We start from the raw sequence: 14,945 nt of genomic DNA, 5'->3' as shown, positions 1-14,945 counted from the left end.
GCCGGGAGGCGGCGTCCCGCGGACGGGTGCCGGGGGGCGCGGGGCACGGCGGGGAAACCCGGTGCGCACGTTCCCCGCGGCTTCGCCACCTCGGTCCTTTCACGAGACCGATCCGACGCTAGGGTGAGCGGATGCTGAGACACACCTACGAGGGGCAGGACTGCAACCTGGCCCGGACGCTGGAGGTCATCGGGGAACGCTGGACCCTTCTGATCATTCGCTCGGCACTGCTGGGGAACAAGCGCTTCGACGAGTTCCTGGAGAGCCTCGAGATCGCCCGGAACGTCCTGACCAAACGCCTCACCCGGCTCGTCGAGCACGGCGTCATGGAGCGGGTCCCCTACCAGGACCGTCCCGTCCGGTACGAGTACCGGCTCACGCCCTCGGGGCGCGACCTGACCCGGGCGGTCGTCGCGCTGATGCAGTGGGGCGACCGGAACCTTCCCCTGGAGATCGGGCCTCCCCGCAGGGCCGACCACATCGGATGCGACGGCGCCGTCCAGGTCGAGATGAGGTGCACCGGCTGCGGCCGGGAGGTGCACGACGAGGAAGTGGAAGTGCGGCGCATCCGCTGAACACGCGCGACGCGCCCACTTGAACACCCGGTTCCTCCACTCGAACACGCGAGTCCTGCGCACGACCGAAGATGCCCGGCGCGGACGCACCGCCCCACGATGAGCCCTCTGCCGCCGAAAGGGCGGTCCGCAGGAGGAGGGCGATCGTGGCATCCGCACTGGGAGCGTTGCGCAGGCTGGCCATGGCCCCGTCGCTGGCCGAGGTGGGCTTCGCGGGACGCGGCTTCCCCGTGGAACCGAACGAGAGGACCAGGCGACTGGAGGCCGTCCCGCAGGCCGTCGTCTGCGGTTTCGAATGGGGCATCGGGGACCGGGACCCGGCCGACACCGAGCGCCGTCTGTCCATGGTGGACCCCGAGGTCAGGGGGTTCGCCTACGAGGGCGCCACGATGGCCTTCGTCATCCGCGACGTGATGGGCCCGCGCGGCCGCCGCACCCGGAACCTGCTGGAGGGCAGCGGCCGGCCGCACGTCTTCCTCAACTACATCGGCATCGGCTTCGCGATGGCCCGGCTGCCCAGACCGCTGTGGGGGAAGGCGATGCCGAAACTGTCCGGCGCCGAGTACTACCCGGCGATGAGCTGGCTCGCCGTGGACGGCTACGGCTTCGACCGCGCCTACTTCGACACCGCCCGCTGGGTCGACGAGCAGCGGGTGCCCAGGGCGTACGCCTGGGAGGGCGACCCCGACTACTTCCTGCGCGCCGTGGACCAGGGCATCGGCAGGGCCCTGTGGTTCATCCACGGCGGGCACGCCGGTCATGTGGCCGCCGCCGTGGGGCGGTTCGCCCACCGCCGCCGGGCCGACCTGTGGAGCGGTGTCGGGCTGGCGGCCACCTTCGCCGGGGGCGGCACCCCCGCGGAGCTGGCCGCGCTGCGCGAGGACGCCGGGGAGCACCGCGACCACGTGGCGCAGGGCTCGGTGTTCGCGGCCAAGGCCCGCCACCACGCGGGCCACGTGCCCGAGCACACCCGCGCGGCCGCCCGGGTGCTCGCCGGCCTCGACGTCGAAGCCGCCGCGGAGCTGGCCGACGACTGCGCCGTGGCCCCGGACGGGGCGGCCGGCCGGCCGGCCTACGAGTCGTGGCGCCGGAGGGTGCGCGAACGGCTCGCTCCCGCCGCGGTTTGAGCACACAGGAAGTAGACGCCCCGCCGACCCCCCTGGCTAGATTCGAAATCATCCGGCAATTAAGGGAGATTCCACGAGGGGCGGTTCACTGCGTTGTCATCGATATTCGGAGCGCTTCGGCGCCGGCTTCTCACGCCTTCTGTATCGGAAACGAAACTGGAAACGCGGGGCTTCCACCGGAAGAATGCCGAGGCCCAGGCACAGCTCGAGACGATCGGCCGTGTCTTCCTCCAGGGATACGGCTACGCGGTGGGGGCCGGTTCGGCCGCCGAGGCCGAGGAGATGCTGGAGACCGTCCCCCGCGCCTACCGGGGGTTCGCCTACGAGGGCGCCGGCATGGGGGCCGTCGTGCACGACGCGCTGCCCGGCCACCGCGGGCGGCTCGAGGGCCTGCTCGCCGGGGAGGGCCGCCACCACGTCTACATGGTGTACGTCGGCATCGGCTGGGCGATGGCCCGCCTGCCGAAGTTCCTGTGGCCCGACGTGCGGCGGACCGATCCGCTGCTGAGGTGGCTGATCCTGGACGGATACGGCTTCCACCAGGCCTACTTCCGCACCGACGAGTACGTCCGCGACCCGCAGGCGCGGCACCCCTTCAGCTGGGCCGGAGGGCCCGACGAGTACTCCGCCAGGGCCATCGACCAGGGCATCGGCCGCGCCCTGTGGTTCGTCGGCGGCACCGACGCCGACGTGGTCGCCGACCTGATCGCCGCCTATCCCGCGCACCGCCGCGGCGACCTGTACGCGGGTGCGGGGCTGGCCGCCACATACGCCGGAGCCGCCGACGAGGAGGAGCTGCGGCGGCTCGCCGAGCGGGCCGGCGAGCACCGCCTCCAGCTCGCCCAGGGGTCCGCCTTCGCCGCGGAGGCCCGCAGGAAGGCGGGCACCACGGTCGCGCACACCCACCTCGCCACCAGGATCCTGTGCGGCACGACGCCGGAGCGCGCCGCACAGGTGTGCATCGACCGCATGCCCGCCGCGGGCGACCGGGGCGACGTCCCGGCCTACGAAGTCTGGCGGCAGGAGATCGCGTCCGAGATCGCGTCCGGGATCGCCTCCCGCGTCGCCTCCGGAACCGCTTCCGAAACCGCCTCCCTCTCGCTTTCCCGGAAAGGTGCCGATCTGTGAAGAAGGCAAGCATCTGGCTGCGGAAGAACACGCCAGGAGTCGTCGCGCTCGCCCTCATGGTGGGCACTTTCTATGCGGTGCGACTCCCGGAGCCCTCCGCGGCGGAAATCCACGACGTGGCCGAGGACTTCGCCTTCGACTCGATGTCGATCGCGATGCCGGCAGGTTTCGAGAAAAAGGACATCCGAAAGGTCAACAAGGCCTACGAGCACATCGACGCCTGGATCTCCTCGGTCGGCGCGGGCATCGCCATGAACGACGTGGACGGCGACGGGCTGGCCAACGACCTGTGCGTCACCGACCCGCGCACCGACCAGGCCGTCGTCACCCCCACCCCGGACCGCGAGGGGGCGTACCGGCCGTTCGCGCTCGACGCCGACCCGCTGCCGGTCAGCGACACGATGGCGCCGATGGGCTGCGTGCCCGGGGACTTCAACGAGGACGGCGCCACCGACCTCCTCGTCTACTACTGGGGCCGCACGCCCATCGTGTTCACCGCCAAGGACGACCGGAAGGGCAAGGCCCTGACGGCCGGCTCCTTCGAGGCCACCGAGCTCCTGCCGGGCAAGCCCGGCCCCCGGTACACCGGGCCGCTGTGGAACTCCAACGCCGCCGCCGTCGCCGACTTCGACGGGGACGGCCACGACGACATCTTCATCGGCAACTACTTCCCCGACAGCCCCGTCCTCGACCCCTCCAAGGACGGCGACGTCGTCATGCAGGAGTCGATGTCCCACGCCCAGAACGGCGGTGGCGGCCACTTCTTCCGGTGGACCGAGAACGGCTACGAGAAGACCGACGGATCCCTGCCGCAGAGCCTGAACAACGGCTGGACGCTGGCCGCGTCCGCCGCCGACCTCGACGGCGACCACCTGCCGGAGATGTACGTCGGCCACGACTTCGGCACCTCCGCGCTGCTGTACAACAAGTCCCGCCCGGGCCGGATCGAGTTCGCCGAGGTCAAGGCCGTCCACTCGGGCACCGTTCCGAAGTCCAAGGAGATCGGCCGCAGCTCCTTCAAGGGCATGGGCATCGACTTCGGCGACCTGGACAACGACGGGCTGTACGACATGTTCGTCAGCAACATCACCACGTCGTTCGGCATCCAGGAGTCCAACTTCGCCTTCGTCGGCACGGCCAACAGCCGGGCCGAGGTGCAGGGCCGCTTCAGGGACGGCGAGGCCCCCTACGAGGACAGGAGCACCGACCTCGGCGTGGCCTGGTCCGGCTGGGGCTGGGACGTGAAGACGGGCGACTTCGACAACGACGGCGAACTGGAGATCACCCAGGCCCTCGGTTTCGTCAAGGGCAAGGAGAACCGCTGGCCGCAGCTGCAGGAGCTGGCCACCACCAACGACGCACTGATCTCCAACCCCCTGTGGTGGCCGAACCTCCGGCGCGGCGACGACCTCGCCGGCAGCCAGACCATGCGGTTCTTCGCCAAGAACGACAACGGCACCTACCTCAACCTGTCCGAGGCGCTCGGCCTGGCCGTCCCCGTTCCCAGCCGCGGCATCGCCACCGGGGACGCCGACGGCGACGGACGCCTGGACCTGGCGGTCGCCCACCAGTGGGGCGAGCCCCGCTTCTACCGCAACGTCAGCCCGGACGCGGGCGCCCACCTCGGCCTGAAGCTCACCGGCGAGTCCGGCTCGCCCGTGGTCGGCGCGGAGGTCTGCGTCACCCTGCCCGACGGCACCAGGCGGATGGGCCGGGTCGACGGCGGGGGAGGCCACTCCGGCAAGCGCAGCACCGAGGTGCACATCGGCCTCGGCCACGGTGTGGAGGGACCGGTGGAGGTCCTGCTGACCTGGCGGGACCGCGACGGCGACGTACACGAGCAGCAGATGGAGCTGGCCCCCGGCCGGCACCACATCCGGCTCGGCAACCAGGCCAAGGAGAAGTGAGCATGTCCGTCCAGCAGAAAACGCCCGCCGGCCCCCAGCGGCACAGCGTGAAGGTCGTCACGGCCCTGCGCCGGTTCGCGATCTCGATCTCCGTGCTCAACATATTCGGCTACACGGTGCTCGGCTTCGAGCAGCCATGGACCTGGCCGTTCATAGCCCTCGCCACCGCCTACACGGTGGAGATCGTCCTGGAGGTGCTCGGCGCCCGCGCCGAGGGCCGGGCGCCGCGGTTCCGCGGCAACGGCTTCCGCGGCCTGGTGGAGTTCCTCTACCCGGCGCACATCACCGGCCTCGCGGTGAACATGCTGTCCTACGTCAACGACCTGGTGTGGGTCATGGTGTTCGGCGTCATCGTCGCCGTCGGCACCAAGTGGGTGCTGCGCGCGCCGGTCCGCGGGCGCATGCGCCACTACATGAACCCGTCGAACTTCGGCATCGCGGTCATCCTGCTGCTCTTCCCCTGGGCCAGCATCGCCCCGCCGTACCAGTTCACCGAGTACATCGACGGCGGCTTCGACTGGCTGGTCCCGGCGATCATCATCACCCTCGGCACGATGCTCAACGCCAAGCTCACCGAGCGCATGTGGCTGATCCTCGCCTGGGTGGGCGGCTTCGCGCTGCAGGCCGTCGTCCGGGGCCTGCTGTTCGGCACCTCCATCCCCGCGGCCCTGGCGATGATGACCGGCGTGGCGTTCGTGCTCTTCACGAACTACATGATCACCGACCCCGGGACCACGCCGTCCTCCCGCATCGGGCAGATCGCCTTCGGCGGCGGTGTGGCGGCCATGTACGGCGTGCTGACCGCCCTCGGCGTCGCCTACGGCCTGTTCTTCGCCACCGCCCTGGTCTGCCTGATCCGCGGCCTCCACCTGTGGACGGTCGACATCGTCGGCAGGAAGTACGCCGGGGAGCGGGAGCGGGCCGGGTCGGACCTCACCGCGCCCCGGGCGCCCGCCGGGCAGTGCGCCGGCGGCTGCGCCGGCGAGTGCTCCTGCGGCACCGGCCGTCCCGCGGCCGGGCAGTGCGGCGGCGGCTGCGTCGGGGAGTGCTCCTGCCCCGTCCAGCCCGTCCCGGCCGGGGAGGAGACCGAGCGGCAGAAGGTGGCGGTGGCGGCATGAGCAGGATCGCCATCGTCGGCATGGCGTGCCGCTATCCCGACGCCGCCACCCCCGGCGAACTGTGGGACAACGCCGTCGCCGGACGCCGCGCCTTCCGCCGGCTGCCCGACGTGCGCATGAACCTGGACGACTACTGGGACGCCGATCCCTCCGTCCCCGACCGCTTCTACGCGCGCAACGCCGCGGTCCTGGAGGGGTACGAGTTCGACCGGGTCGCCCACCGGATCGCGGGCAGCACCTACCGCTCGACCGACCTCACCCACTGGCTGGCGCTGGACACGGCCGGACGGGCCCTGGCCGACGCCGGGTTCGCCGACGGCGGGGGTCTGCCCCGCGAGCGCACCGGCGTCGTGGTCGGCAACACCCTCACCGGCGAGTTCTCCCGCGCCAACGTGATGCGGCTGCGCTGGCCGTACGTGCGCCGTGTCATGGCCGAGGCGCTCAAGGGCCAGGAGTGGGACGAGAAGCGGATCGCGGACTTCCTCGCCGACGTCGAGACCGCCTACAAGGAGCCGTTCCCGGCCGTCGACGAGGACACCCTGGCCGGCGGCCTGGCCAACACCATCGCCGGACGCATCTGCAACCACTTCGACCTCCACGGCGGCGGCTACACCGTCGACGGGGCCTGCTCCTCCTCGCTGCTGTCGGTCACCACGGCGAGCACCTCGCTCCTCAACGGCGACCTCGACGTCGCCGTGGCGGGCGGCGTCGACCTGTCGATCGACCCGTTCGAGATCATCGGGTTCGCCAAGACCGGGGCCCTGGCCAAGGGCGAGATGCGCCTGTACGACCGCGGTTCCAACGGCTTCTGGCCCGGTGAGGGCTGCGGCATGGTCGTCCTGATGCGCGAGGAGGACGCCCTCGCGGGCAACCACCGCATCTACGCGACGATCGCGGGCTGGGGCGTCTCCTCCGACGGCCAGGGCGGCATCACCCGCCCCGAGGCCGCCGGCTACCGGCTGGCGCTGCGGCGCGCGTACGAGCGGGCCGGGTTCGGCATCGACACCGTTCCCCTCTTCGAGGGGCACGGCACCGGCACCGCCGTCGGCGACCGCACCGAGCTGACCGCGCTGACGGGCGCCAGGGCCGCGGCGAACCCGGACGCCCCGGCCGCCGTCATCACCTCCATCAAGGGCATGATCGGCCACACCAAGGCCGCGGCCGGCATCGCGGGCCTGATCAAGGCCGCGATGGCCGTCGACAGCCAGGTCCTGCCCCCGACCATCGGCTGCGTCGAACCGCACGAGCTGCTCACCGGCGAGCAGGCCAACCTGCGCGCCCTGCGCAAGGCCGAGCCCTGGCCGCAGGGCGCGCCGCGCCGTGCCGGCATCACCGCCATGGGCTTCGGCGGCATCAACACCCACGTCGTCCTGGACGAGCCCGCCACCCGCCGGCGCACGGCGCCCAGCCGCCGTTCGATCGAGCTGGCCGGCACCGCGCAGGACTGCGAACTGCTGCTGTTCGAGGGCGACTCCCCCGAGGCCCTGCGCGACCGGCTCGTCCGGGTCGCCGACTTCGCGGCGCGGGTCTCCTACGCCCAGGTCGCCGACCTCGCCGCCGCGCTCCAGCGGGAGCTGCGGGGCCTGCCCCACCGCGCCGCCGTCGTCGTCACCTCCCCGGAGGACGCCGAGCGCCGGCTGAGGAGCCTGGCCGGCGTCCTGGCCGAAGGGACGACCACGCACTTCGCCGCCGACGGACGCGCCTTCCTCGGCCACGCCCACGGCCGCGGCCGGATCGGCTTCCTCTTCCCCGGGCAGGGCTCCGGCAAGGGCACCGGCGGCGGTGCGCTGCGCCGCCGCCTCCCCGAGGCGGCGGAGGTCTACGAGGCCGCCGGTCTGCCGGCCACCGGCGACATGGTCGCCACCGACGTGGCCCAGCCGCGCATCGCGACCGGCTCGGCGGCCGGTCTGCGCGCCCTGGACGCCCTGCGGGTGGAGGCGGTGCTCGCCCTGGGCCACAGCCTCGGCGAACTCTCCGCCCTCCACTGGGCGGGCGCCCTCGACGAGGAGACCCTCCTGGAGGCGGCCCGGGTCCGCGGCCGCGCCATGGCCGAGCACAGCGCCTCGGGCACCATGGCCTCGCTCGGCACCGGGCCGGAGGAGGCCGGGAGACTCGTCGACGGGCTGCCCGCGGTCATCGCCGGGTACAACGGTCCCGGGCAGACCGTCGTGGCCGGGCCTGTCGACGCGGTCGAGGAGGTCCGGCGCCGTGCCGCCGAGGCGGGGGTCGGCTGCACCGGGCTCGCGGTGTCCCACGCCTTCCACTCCCCGCTGGTGGCCCCGGCCGCCGACACCTTCGGCGCCTGGCTCGCGGGCGCCCGCCTCGGACCGGTCCGCGCCCGCGTCGTCTCCACCGTCACCGGGGAGGAGCTGGCCCGCGACACGGACCTGGCGGAGCTGCTGCGGCGGCAGATCACCGCCCCGGTGCTCTTCACCCAGGCGGTCACGGCCGCCGCCCGGGACGTCGACCTGTTCGTCGAGGTCGGCCCGGGCCGGGTGCTGAGCACGCTCGCCACGGCGGCGACCGGCGTCCCGTCCGTCGCGCTGGACACCGACAGCGAGTCGCTGCGGGGGCTGCTGCAGGTGGTCGGCGCCGCCTACGCCGTCGGCGCGCCCGTCGCCTGTGAGCGGCTCTTCCAGGACCGGCTGGTCCGGCCGCTGGAGATCGGACAGGAGTTCAGCTTCCTGGCCAGCCCGTGCGAGCGCGCCCCGCGCGTCCCGCTGCCCGCCGCGACGGTCCGCGCCGCGGAACCGGGCACGGCCGCCGCGGAACCCGGTACGGCCGCCGCGGAGCCCGGTACGGCCGCTCCGGAACCGGGCACGTCCGCCCCGGAGCCGGGCGGCGACGGCGGGAGCGCCCCGGCACTGGAGGTGCTGCGCGCCCTCGTCGCCGAGCGCGCCGAGCTGCCCGCCGAACTCGTGGACGCCGGCAGCAGACTCCTGGACGACCTGCACATGAGCTCCATCACGGTCGGCCAGATCGTCAACCAGGCCGCGTCCCGCCTCGGCATCGCCGCGTCCCGGGTGCCGACCAACTTCGCCACCGCGACCCTGGCCGAGCTGGCCGAGGCGCTGGACGCGCTGGCCGCCACCGGCGGCGAGGCGGGCGGGGAGCAGGCTCCCCAGGTCCTGGGCGCCGCCCCCTGGGCCCGCCCGTTCTCCGTGGACCTGGACGAGGTGCCCCTGCCCCGGGGCGCCGAGCGCGGAACCGACGGGACCTGGGAGCTGTTCGCCCCGGACGGCCACCCGGTGGCCGGGGAACTGCGGGAAGCTCTCCAGAAGGCCGGGGTCGGCTCCGGCGTGCTGGTGTGCCTGCCCCCGGACTGCTCCCCCGAGCAGGTCGAGCGGGCGCTCGCCGGCGCGAGGAACGCCCTGGCCGGGGAGCGCGACCGGCGCTTCGTCCTGGTGCAGGACGGCCGGGGCGCGGCCGGGCTCGCCAAGACGCTCCACCAGGAGGCGCCGCACCTGCGCACGACGATCGTCCACACCGGCCCGGAGGGCGACGTGGTCGGACGCGTCGTGGCCGAGGTGGCCGCGACCACCCGGTTCTCCGAGGTCCACTACGGCGCCGACGGAGTGCGCCGCGTGCCGACGCTGCGGGCCCTGCCCGTCCGGGCGGAGCGCACCGACTCCCCGCTCGGCTCCTCCGACGTCCTGCTGGTGACCGGCGGCGGCAAGGGCATCTCCGCCGAGTGCGCCCTCGCCGTGGCCCGGGACAGCGGTGCCCGGCTCGCGGTGCTCGGCCGCTCGGACCCCGCCTCGGACCGGGAACTGGCCGACAACCTCAAGCGGATGGCCGACAGCGGCGTCACCGTGCGCTACGCGCGCGCCGACGTCACCGAGCCGCAGCAGGTCCGCGACGCCGTCGCCGCGCTGGAGAGGGAACTGGGGCCGGTCACCGGCCTGCTGCACGGCGCGGGACGCAACGAGCCCGCCCCGCTCCACGCCCTGCGGCCGGAGGACTTCCGCCGCACCTTCGCACCCAAGGTCGACGGCCTGCGGGCCGTGCTCGACGCGGTCGGCCCCGGCAACCTGAAGCTGCTGGTCACCTTCGGCAGCATCATCGGCCGCGCCGGCCTGCGGGGCGAGGCCCACTACGCCACCGCCAACGAGTGGCTGGCCGGCCTCACCGAGGAGGTCGCCCGCGCCCACCCGCAGATCCGCGCCCGCTGCGTGGAGTGGTCGGTGTGGTCCGGGGTCGGCATGGGCGAGAAGCTCTCGGTCGTCGAGTCGCTCTCCCGCGAGGGCATCACCCCGATCTCCCCCGACCAGGGCGTGGAGATCCTGCTGCGGCTGGTCACCGATCCGGACGCGCCCGTGGTGACGGTCGTCAGCGGCCGGACGGAGGGCATCGAGACGGTCCGGCGCGACCTGCCGCCCCTGCCGCTGCTGCGGTTCGCCGGCAACCCGCTGGTGCGCTACCACGGCGTCGAACTGGTCACCGAGACCGAGCTGAACGCCGGGACCGACCCCTACCTCGCCGACCACCTGCTGGACGGCAACCTCCTGATGCCCGCCGTCATGGGGATGGAGGCCATGGTCCAGGTCGCGGCCGCGGCCACCGGGTGGACCGGCACGCCGGTGATCGAGGGGGCCCGGTTCCTGCGGCCCATCGTGGTCCCGCCGGACGGCAGCACCACGATCCGCGTCGCCGCGACCGTCACCGGCGCCGACACCGTCGACGTCGCGGTCCACGCCGAGGACACCGGCTTCGCCGCGGAGCACTTCCGCGCCCGGCTGGTCTACTCCGGCGCCGCCGCACCGGACGGGCCGCCGCTGCAGACCGCGGCCGGCACCCCGGAGGTCCCGCTGGACCCGGCGGCCGACCTGTACGGCAACATCCTCTTCCAGGGCGCGCGCTTCCAGCGGCTGCGCCGCTTCCACCGGGCCGCGGCGCGCCACGTCGACGCCGACGTCGCGGTACGGCCGCCGGAGGGCTGGTTCGCCGGCTTCCTCCCGGGCGAGCTGCTGCTGGCCGACCCCGGCATGCGCGACGCGCTGATGCACGGCAACCAGGTGTGCGTCCCCGACGCCACCCTGCTGCCCTCGGGGGTCGAGCGCATCCACCCGCTCGGCGCGGGCCCGCACGTGCCGGACGAGCTGCGCTACTGCGCGGTCGAGCGGAGCCGCGACGGCGACACCTACGTCTACGACGTCGCGGTCCGCGACGCCGACGGAACCGTCGTCGAGCGCTGGGAGGGCCTGACCCTCCACGCGGTGCGCAAGACCGACGGGTCCGGCCCCTGGGTCGCCCCGCTGCTCGGCCCGTACCTGGAGCGGACGCTGGAGGACGTGCTGGGCGCCCGCATCGCGGTCACGGTCGAGCCGCACGGCGACGCACCGGCCGGGTCCGTGGACGAGCGCCGCGCGTTCACCGCGACCGCGGCCTCCCGGACCCTGGGGGCCCCGGTGACGGTCCGCCACCGCCCCGACGGGCGCCCGGAGATCGACGGCGGCCGGTGCGTGTCGGCGGCGCACGGCCTGGGGGTCACCCTCGGCGCCGTGGCGGACACGGAGGTGGCCTGCGACATCGAGGCGGTCTGCATGCGCCCCGAGGCCGAGTGGGAGGGCCTGCTCGGTGAGCACGCGGCCGTGGCGGAGCTGGTCGCCAAGGAGACGGGGGAGGCCCCGGACACCGCAGCCACCCGGGTGTGGAGCGCCGTCGAGTGCCTGAGGAAGGCGGGGATCGCGGCGGGCGCGCCGCTGACGGTCCTGCCCCGGCGCAAGGACGCCTGGGTGGTGTTCGCCGCCGGCGACCTGCGGATCGCCACCTTCGTCACCGGGCTCCTCAACGCGCTGGAGCCCGCCGTCTTCGCGTTCCTCACACCTGAAGAGCCTCGTCTGGAAGGGCGGTCCTAGGAGATGGCGCAGGACTATTTCGAGTACCGGCACACCGTCGGTTTCGAGGAGACCAACCTGGTCGGGAACGTCTACTACGTGAACTACCTGCGCTGGCAGGGCCGGTGCAGGGAGCTGTTCCTCAAGGAGAAGGCCCCCGACGTCCTCGCCGACGTCCAGGACGACCTCAAGCTGTTCACGCTGAAGGTGGAGTGCGAGTTCTTCGCCGAGATCACCGCCTTCGACGAGCTGTCCATCCGGATGCGGCTGTCCGAACTGGGCCAGACGCAGCTGGAGTTCACCTTCGACTACGTCAAGGTGGCCGGGGACGGCGCGGAGACGCTGGTCGCCCGGGGCAGGCAGCGGATCGCGTGCATGCGCGGCCCGAACACCGCCACCGTCCCGTCGCTCATCCCCGACGCCCTGGCCCGGGCGCTGGAGCCGTACGCCGCCCAGGCCCGGGTGCTGGCCGGGAGGGCGGCGTGAGCGCCCTGGCCGCGCCGCCGCCGGAACGCGTCCGGGCGGACGACCCGGTGCGGCTGAGACGGGCCTTCGGGGCGTTCGCCACCGGCGTGACCGTGGTGACGGTCGGTGGCGACGCCCCGCGGGGGATGACGGCCAACTCCTTCACCTCCGTCTCGCTGGACCCCCCGCTGGTCCTGCTCTGCGTCGGCAAGGACGCGGTGATGCACCGCAGCCTCGCCCGCTCCGGGACCTTCTCGGTCTCGGTGCTGGGCGCCGGCCAGGAGGGGGTGGCCCGGCACTTCGCCGACCGGTCGCGGCCGATGGGCGCCGGCCAGTTCGACGCGGTCGGCTGGCTGGCCGGCCGCACCTGCGACGCCCCTCTGATCGCCGGGGCCGCGGCGCACTTCGAGTGCGAGAAGTGGCGGGCGTACGACGGCGGCGACCACACCATCTACCTGGGGAAGGTGCTCCGCCTGGACGACCTGCCGGGCCGGGACGTGCTGCTGTTCCACCGGGGCCGTTTCCGGAACCTGGCGCCCGAGCCGGAGGGGGTGGCGGCATGAGCGCGCGTCCGCCCGGGCCGCCCCTGACGGCTCTGCCCGGGCTGCTCAGGAAACTCGCCGTGGACCGGCTCGGGATGGTGCGGGACGCGGCCGCCCTGGGCGACGCCGTGCGGGTGGCGATGGGGCCCAGGAAGCTGTACGTCTTCAACCGGCCGGAGTACGCCAAGCACGTCCTGGCCGACAACGCCGGCAACTACCACAAGGGCATCGGCCTGGTGCAGGCCCGGCGGGTCCTGGGCGACGGGCTGCTCACCAGCGAGGGCGACCTGTGGCGCGCCCAGCGCAGGAACGTGCAGCCCGCCTTCAGGCCGGCCCGGATCACCGCCCAGGCCGGGGCCGTGGCGGAGGAGGCCGCCCGGCTCGTCGCGTCGCTGGGGGCCCGCGAGGGGGAGGGGCCGGTCGACGTCCTGCGGGAGGTCACCGGCCTCACCCTCGGGGTGCTCGGGCGCACCCTGCTCGACACCGACCTGGACCCCTACGACTCCATCGCGCACGCCTTCGAGGCCGTGCAGGACCAGGCGATGTTCGACATGGTCACCCAGGGCCTGGTGCCCTCGTGGCTGCCGCTGCGCACGCAGCGGCGCTTCCGCGCGGCGCGCCGGGAGCTGACCCGGGTCGTCGACGCCCTGGTGGCCGACCGCTCCTCGCGCCTGCGGGACGGGGACGGCGCCGACGACGCGCTGGCGCGGATGATCCTCGCCGCGCGCGGCCACGCCGATCCCCGCACCGGCCGCCGGCTGCTCCGGGACGAGCTGGTCACGCTGCTGCTGGCCGGCCACGAGACCACGGCGAGCACCCTGGGCTGGGCCCTCCACCTGCTGGCCGCGCACCCGCGCGTCCGCGACCTGGTGCGGGAGGAGGCCAGGGGTGTCCTGGGCGACCGGGTGCCCGAGGCCGACGACCTGCACAAGCTGACGTACACCACGCAGGTGGTGCAGGAGGCCATGCGGCTGTATCCGCCGGTGTGGGTCCTGCCCCGGGTCGCCCGGCGGGCCGACGAGGTGGGCGGGTACGCGGTGTCGGCGGGGGCCGACGTGCTCGTCTGCCCGTACACGCTGCACCGCCATCCGGAGTTCTGGGACGACCCGGAGCGGTTCGACCCCGGGCGGTTCGACGCGTCGCGAAGCTCCAGCCGGCCGCGGTACGCCTACATCCCCTTCGGCGGCGGGCCCCGGTTCTGCGTCGGCAGCAGCCTGGGGATGATGGAGGCGGTCTTCGTCACGGCGCTGGTCACCCGCGATTTGGACCTGTCCGCCGCGGCGGGGCACGAGGCGGTGGCGGAGCCCATGCTCTCCCTGCGGATGCGCGGCGGACTGCCCATGACGGTCAGGACGGTGCGGTGACGGGGCGGCGGAACGCCGAAGGCCGGCCGCGGACGGGATCCGCGGCCGGCCTTCGGCGTTCCGGCGGGAGGGTCAGCCCGCCACGGCCTCCAGCGCGGCCGTGCGCATGTCGAGGAGGGCGGTCAGCACCGGCGGGTCCTGGGGGTCCGGCGCGCGCAGGGAGATGTCGGCCGGCATCAGCAGGGTGTCGGCGTGCGCGGTGACCGGCCCGTACCGGCCGACGGAGACGAGGTCCCCGTCGTCGGTGCCCGCCGGCAGGTGCTCCCGGCCGTACGGGACGGAGTGCACCAGGACGTACCAGGTGCCGTCGGGGATGTCCGCCAGTTCGAAGGGTCCGGGGCCGTCCAGGACGGTGCAGCGCACCGGGCGGCCCTGGGGGACCGGGGAGGGGAAGAGGCCGACGAAGCAGTAGCCGGGGGAGCGGTCCTCGGGGAACTGCACCCGGCCGCGCAGGGTGGTGCGCCGGGAGGAGCCCTGGGAGGGCGGCGGCGCCTCCTCGTCGATTTCGGGGACGAACCCGCCCAGCGCCCGGAACATGCTCGGGGAGACGCCCACACAGGATTTGAAACGCGAACTGAAGGTGCCGACGCTGCTGTATCCGACCTGGCTGCTGATGTCGGCCACGCTGAAATCGGTGTCCAGCAGCAGCCGCTTCGCCTCCTGCAGGCGCAGCGCTGAGAGGAAACGTCCCGGGGACGTGCCCGTCACGTCTCTGAACACCCGGGTGAAATGGAACTTGCTGAACATGGCGGTGCGGGCCATGTCGTCGATGGTCAGTTCCTGCCCGAGATTGGCATGCATGTCATCGATCACCCGGCGGACAGCGTGCTCAATGGCAGCGGTGGGCACCGTTTCCCCCTGTCGTTGAGTAAGGTCGGTTTA

At 73.5% G+C, this 14,945-nt stretch carries 10 protein-coding genes; 9 read left to right on the top strand and 1 reads right to left on the bottom strand.

Annotated elements, in window-relative coordinates:
- The first annotated feature begins 131 nt into the window (after nucleotides 1–131).
- From ABD358_RS21355 to ABD358_RS21315, 9 genes are all read left to right on the top strand, one after another.
- Nucleotides 132–575, top strand: coding sequence for a winged helix-turn-helix transcriptional regulator (locus tag ABD358_RS21355; protein ID WP_344632712.1), 444 nt, complete (start codon nucleotides 132–134; stop codon nucleotides 573–575).
- A 146-nt stretch (nucleotides 576–721) separates the two neighbouring features.
- Nucleotides 722–1,702, top strand: a complete 981-nt coding sequence (locus tag ABD358_RS21350; protein ID WP_344632711.1) for a DUF1702 family protein — start codon at nucleotides 722–724, stop codon at nucleotides 1,700–1,702.
- 93 nt (nucleotides 1,703–1,795) lie between these two features.
- A complete protein-coding gene (locus tag ABD358_RS21345; protein WP_344632710.1) occupies nucleotides 1,796–2,830 on the top strand; it encodes a DUF1702 family protein in 1,035 nt (344 codons plus the stop codon).
- 56 nt (nucleotides 2,831–2,886) lie between these two features.
- Nucleotides 2,887–4,737, top strand: coding sequence for a CRTAC1 family protein (locus ABD358_RS21340; RefSeq protein WP_344632731.1), 1,851 nt, complete (start codon nucleotides 2,887–2,889; stop codon nucleotides 4,735–4,737).
- Nucleotides 4,738–4,739: 2 nt separating this feature from the next.
- On the top strand, nucleotides 4,740–5,855 hold the full coding sequence (locus ABD358_RS21335) for an enediyne biosynthesis protein (RefSeq protein WP_344632709.1): 1,116 nt from the start codon (nucleotides 4,740–4,742) through the stop codon (nucleotides 5,853–5,855).
- Complete coding sequence (locus tag ABD358_RS21330; protein WP_344632708.1) at nucleotides 5,852–11,713, top strand: type I polyketide synthase; 5,862 nt, start codon at nucleotides 5,852–5,854, stop codon at nucleotides 11,711–11,713. The genes ABD358_RS21335 and ABD358_RS21330 overlap by 4 nt, the downstream gene beginning before the upstream one ends.
- Nucleotides 11,714–11,716: 3 nt before the next feature.
- Complete coding sequence (locus tag ABD358_RS21325) at nucleotides 11,717–12,178, top strand: acyl-CoA thioesterase (protein ID WP_344632707.1); 462 nt, start codon at nucleotides 11,717–11,719, stop codon at nucleotides 12,176–12,178.
- Complete coding sequence (locus tag ABD358_RS21320) at nucleotides 12,175–12,720, top strand: flavin reductase family protein (RefSeq protein WP_344632706.1); 546 nt, start codon at nucleotides 12,175–12,177, stop codon at nucleotides 12,718–12,720. Before ABD358_RS21325 ends, ABD358_RS21320 begins: the two co-directional genes overlap by 4 nt.
- Nucleotides 12,717–14,063: a cytochrome P450 gene (locus ABD358_RS21315; protein ID WP_344632705.1), complete on the top strand. Its 1,347-nt coding sequence runs from the start codon at nucleotides 12,717–12,719 to the stop codon at nucleotides 14,061–14,063. Before ABD358_RS21320 ends, ABD358_RS21315 begins: the two co-directional genes overlap by 4 nt.
- A 72-nt stretch (nucleotides 14,064–14,135) precedes the next feature.
- On the opposite strand, the gene ABD358_RS21310 is transcribed toward ABD358_RS21315, so the two are convergent.
- On the bottom strand, nucleotides 14,136–14,912 hold the full coding sequence (locus tag ABD358_RS21310; protein ID WP_344632704.1) for a helix-turn-helix domain-containing protein: 777 nt from the start codon (nucleotides 14,910–14,912) through the stop codon (nucleotides 14,136–14,138).
- Between the last annotated feature and the right edge of the window lie 33 nt (nucleotides 14,913–14,945).

The sequence above is a fragment of the Streptomyces glaucosporus genome (genome assembly GCF_039533345.1).
Taxonomy (GTDB): Bacteria; Actinomycetota; Actinomycetes; order Streptomycetales; family Streptomycetaceae; genus Streptomyces; species Streptomyces glaucosporus.
Note: the sequence above shows the minus strand (reverse complement) of the source record. Positions and strands in the feature narration are given on the sequence as shown.

Excerpts from the sequence above, each read along its gene's own strand:
- ABD358_RS21325 (WP_344632707.1), top strand. The coding sequence starts at position 11,717 with ATGGCGCAGGACTATTTCGAGTACCGGCACACCGTCGGTTTCGAGGAG.
- ABD358_RS21355 (WP_344632712.1), top strand. The coding sequence starts at position 132 with ATGCTGAGACACACCTACGAGGGGCAGGACTGCAACCTGGCCCGGACG.
- ABD358_RS21315 (WP_344632705.1), top strand. The coding sequence starts at position 12,717 with ATGAGCGCGCGTCCGCCCGGGCCGCCCCTGACGGCTCTGCCCGGGCTG.
- ABD358_RS21330 (WP_344632708.1), top strand. The coding sequence starts at position 5,852 with ATGAGCAGGATCGCCATCGTCGGCATGGCGTGCCGCTATCCCGACGCC.
- ABD358_RS21340 (WP_344632731.1), top strand. The coding sequence starts at position 2,887 with ATGGTGGGCACTTTCTATGCGGTGCGACTCCCGGAGCCCTCCGCGGCG.
- ABD358_RS21335 (WP_344632709.1), top strand. The coding sequence starts at position 4,740 with ATGTCCGTCCAGCAGAAAACGCCCGCCGGCCCCCAGCGGCACAGCGTG.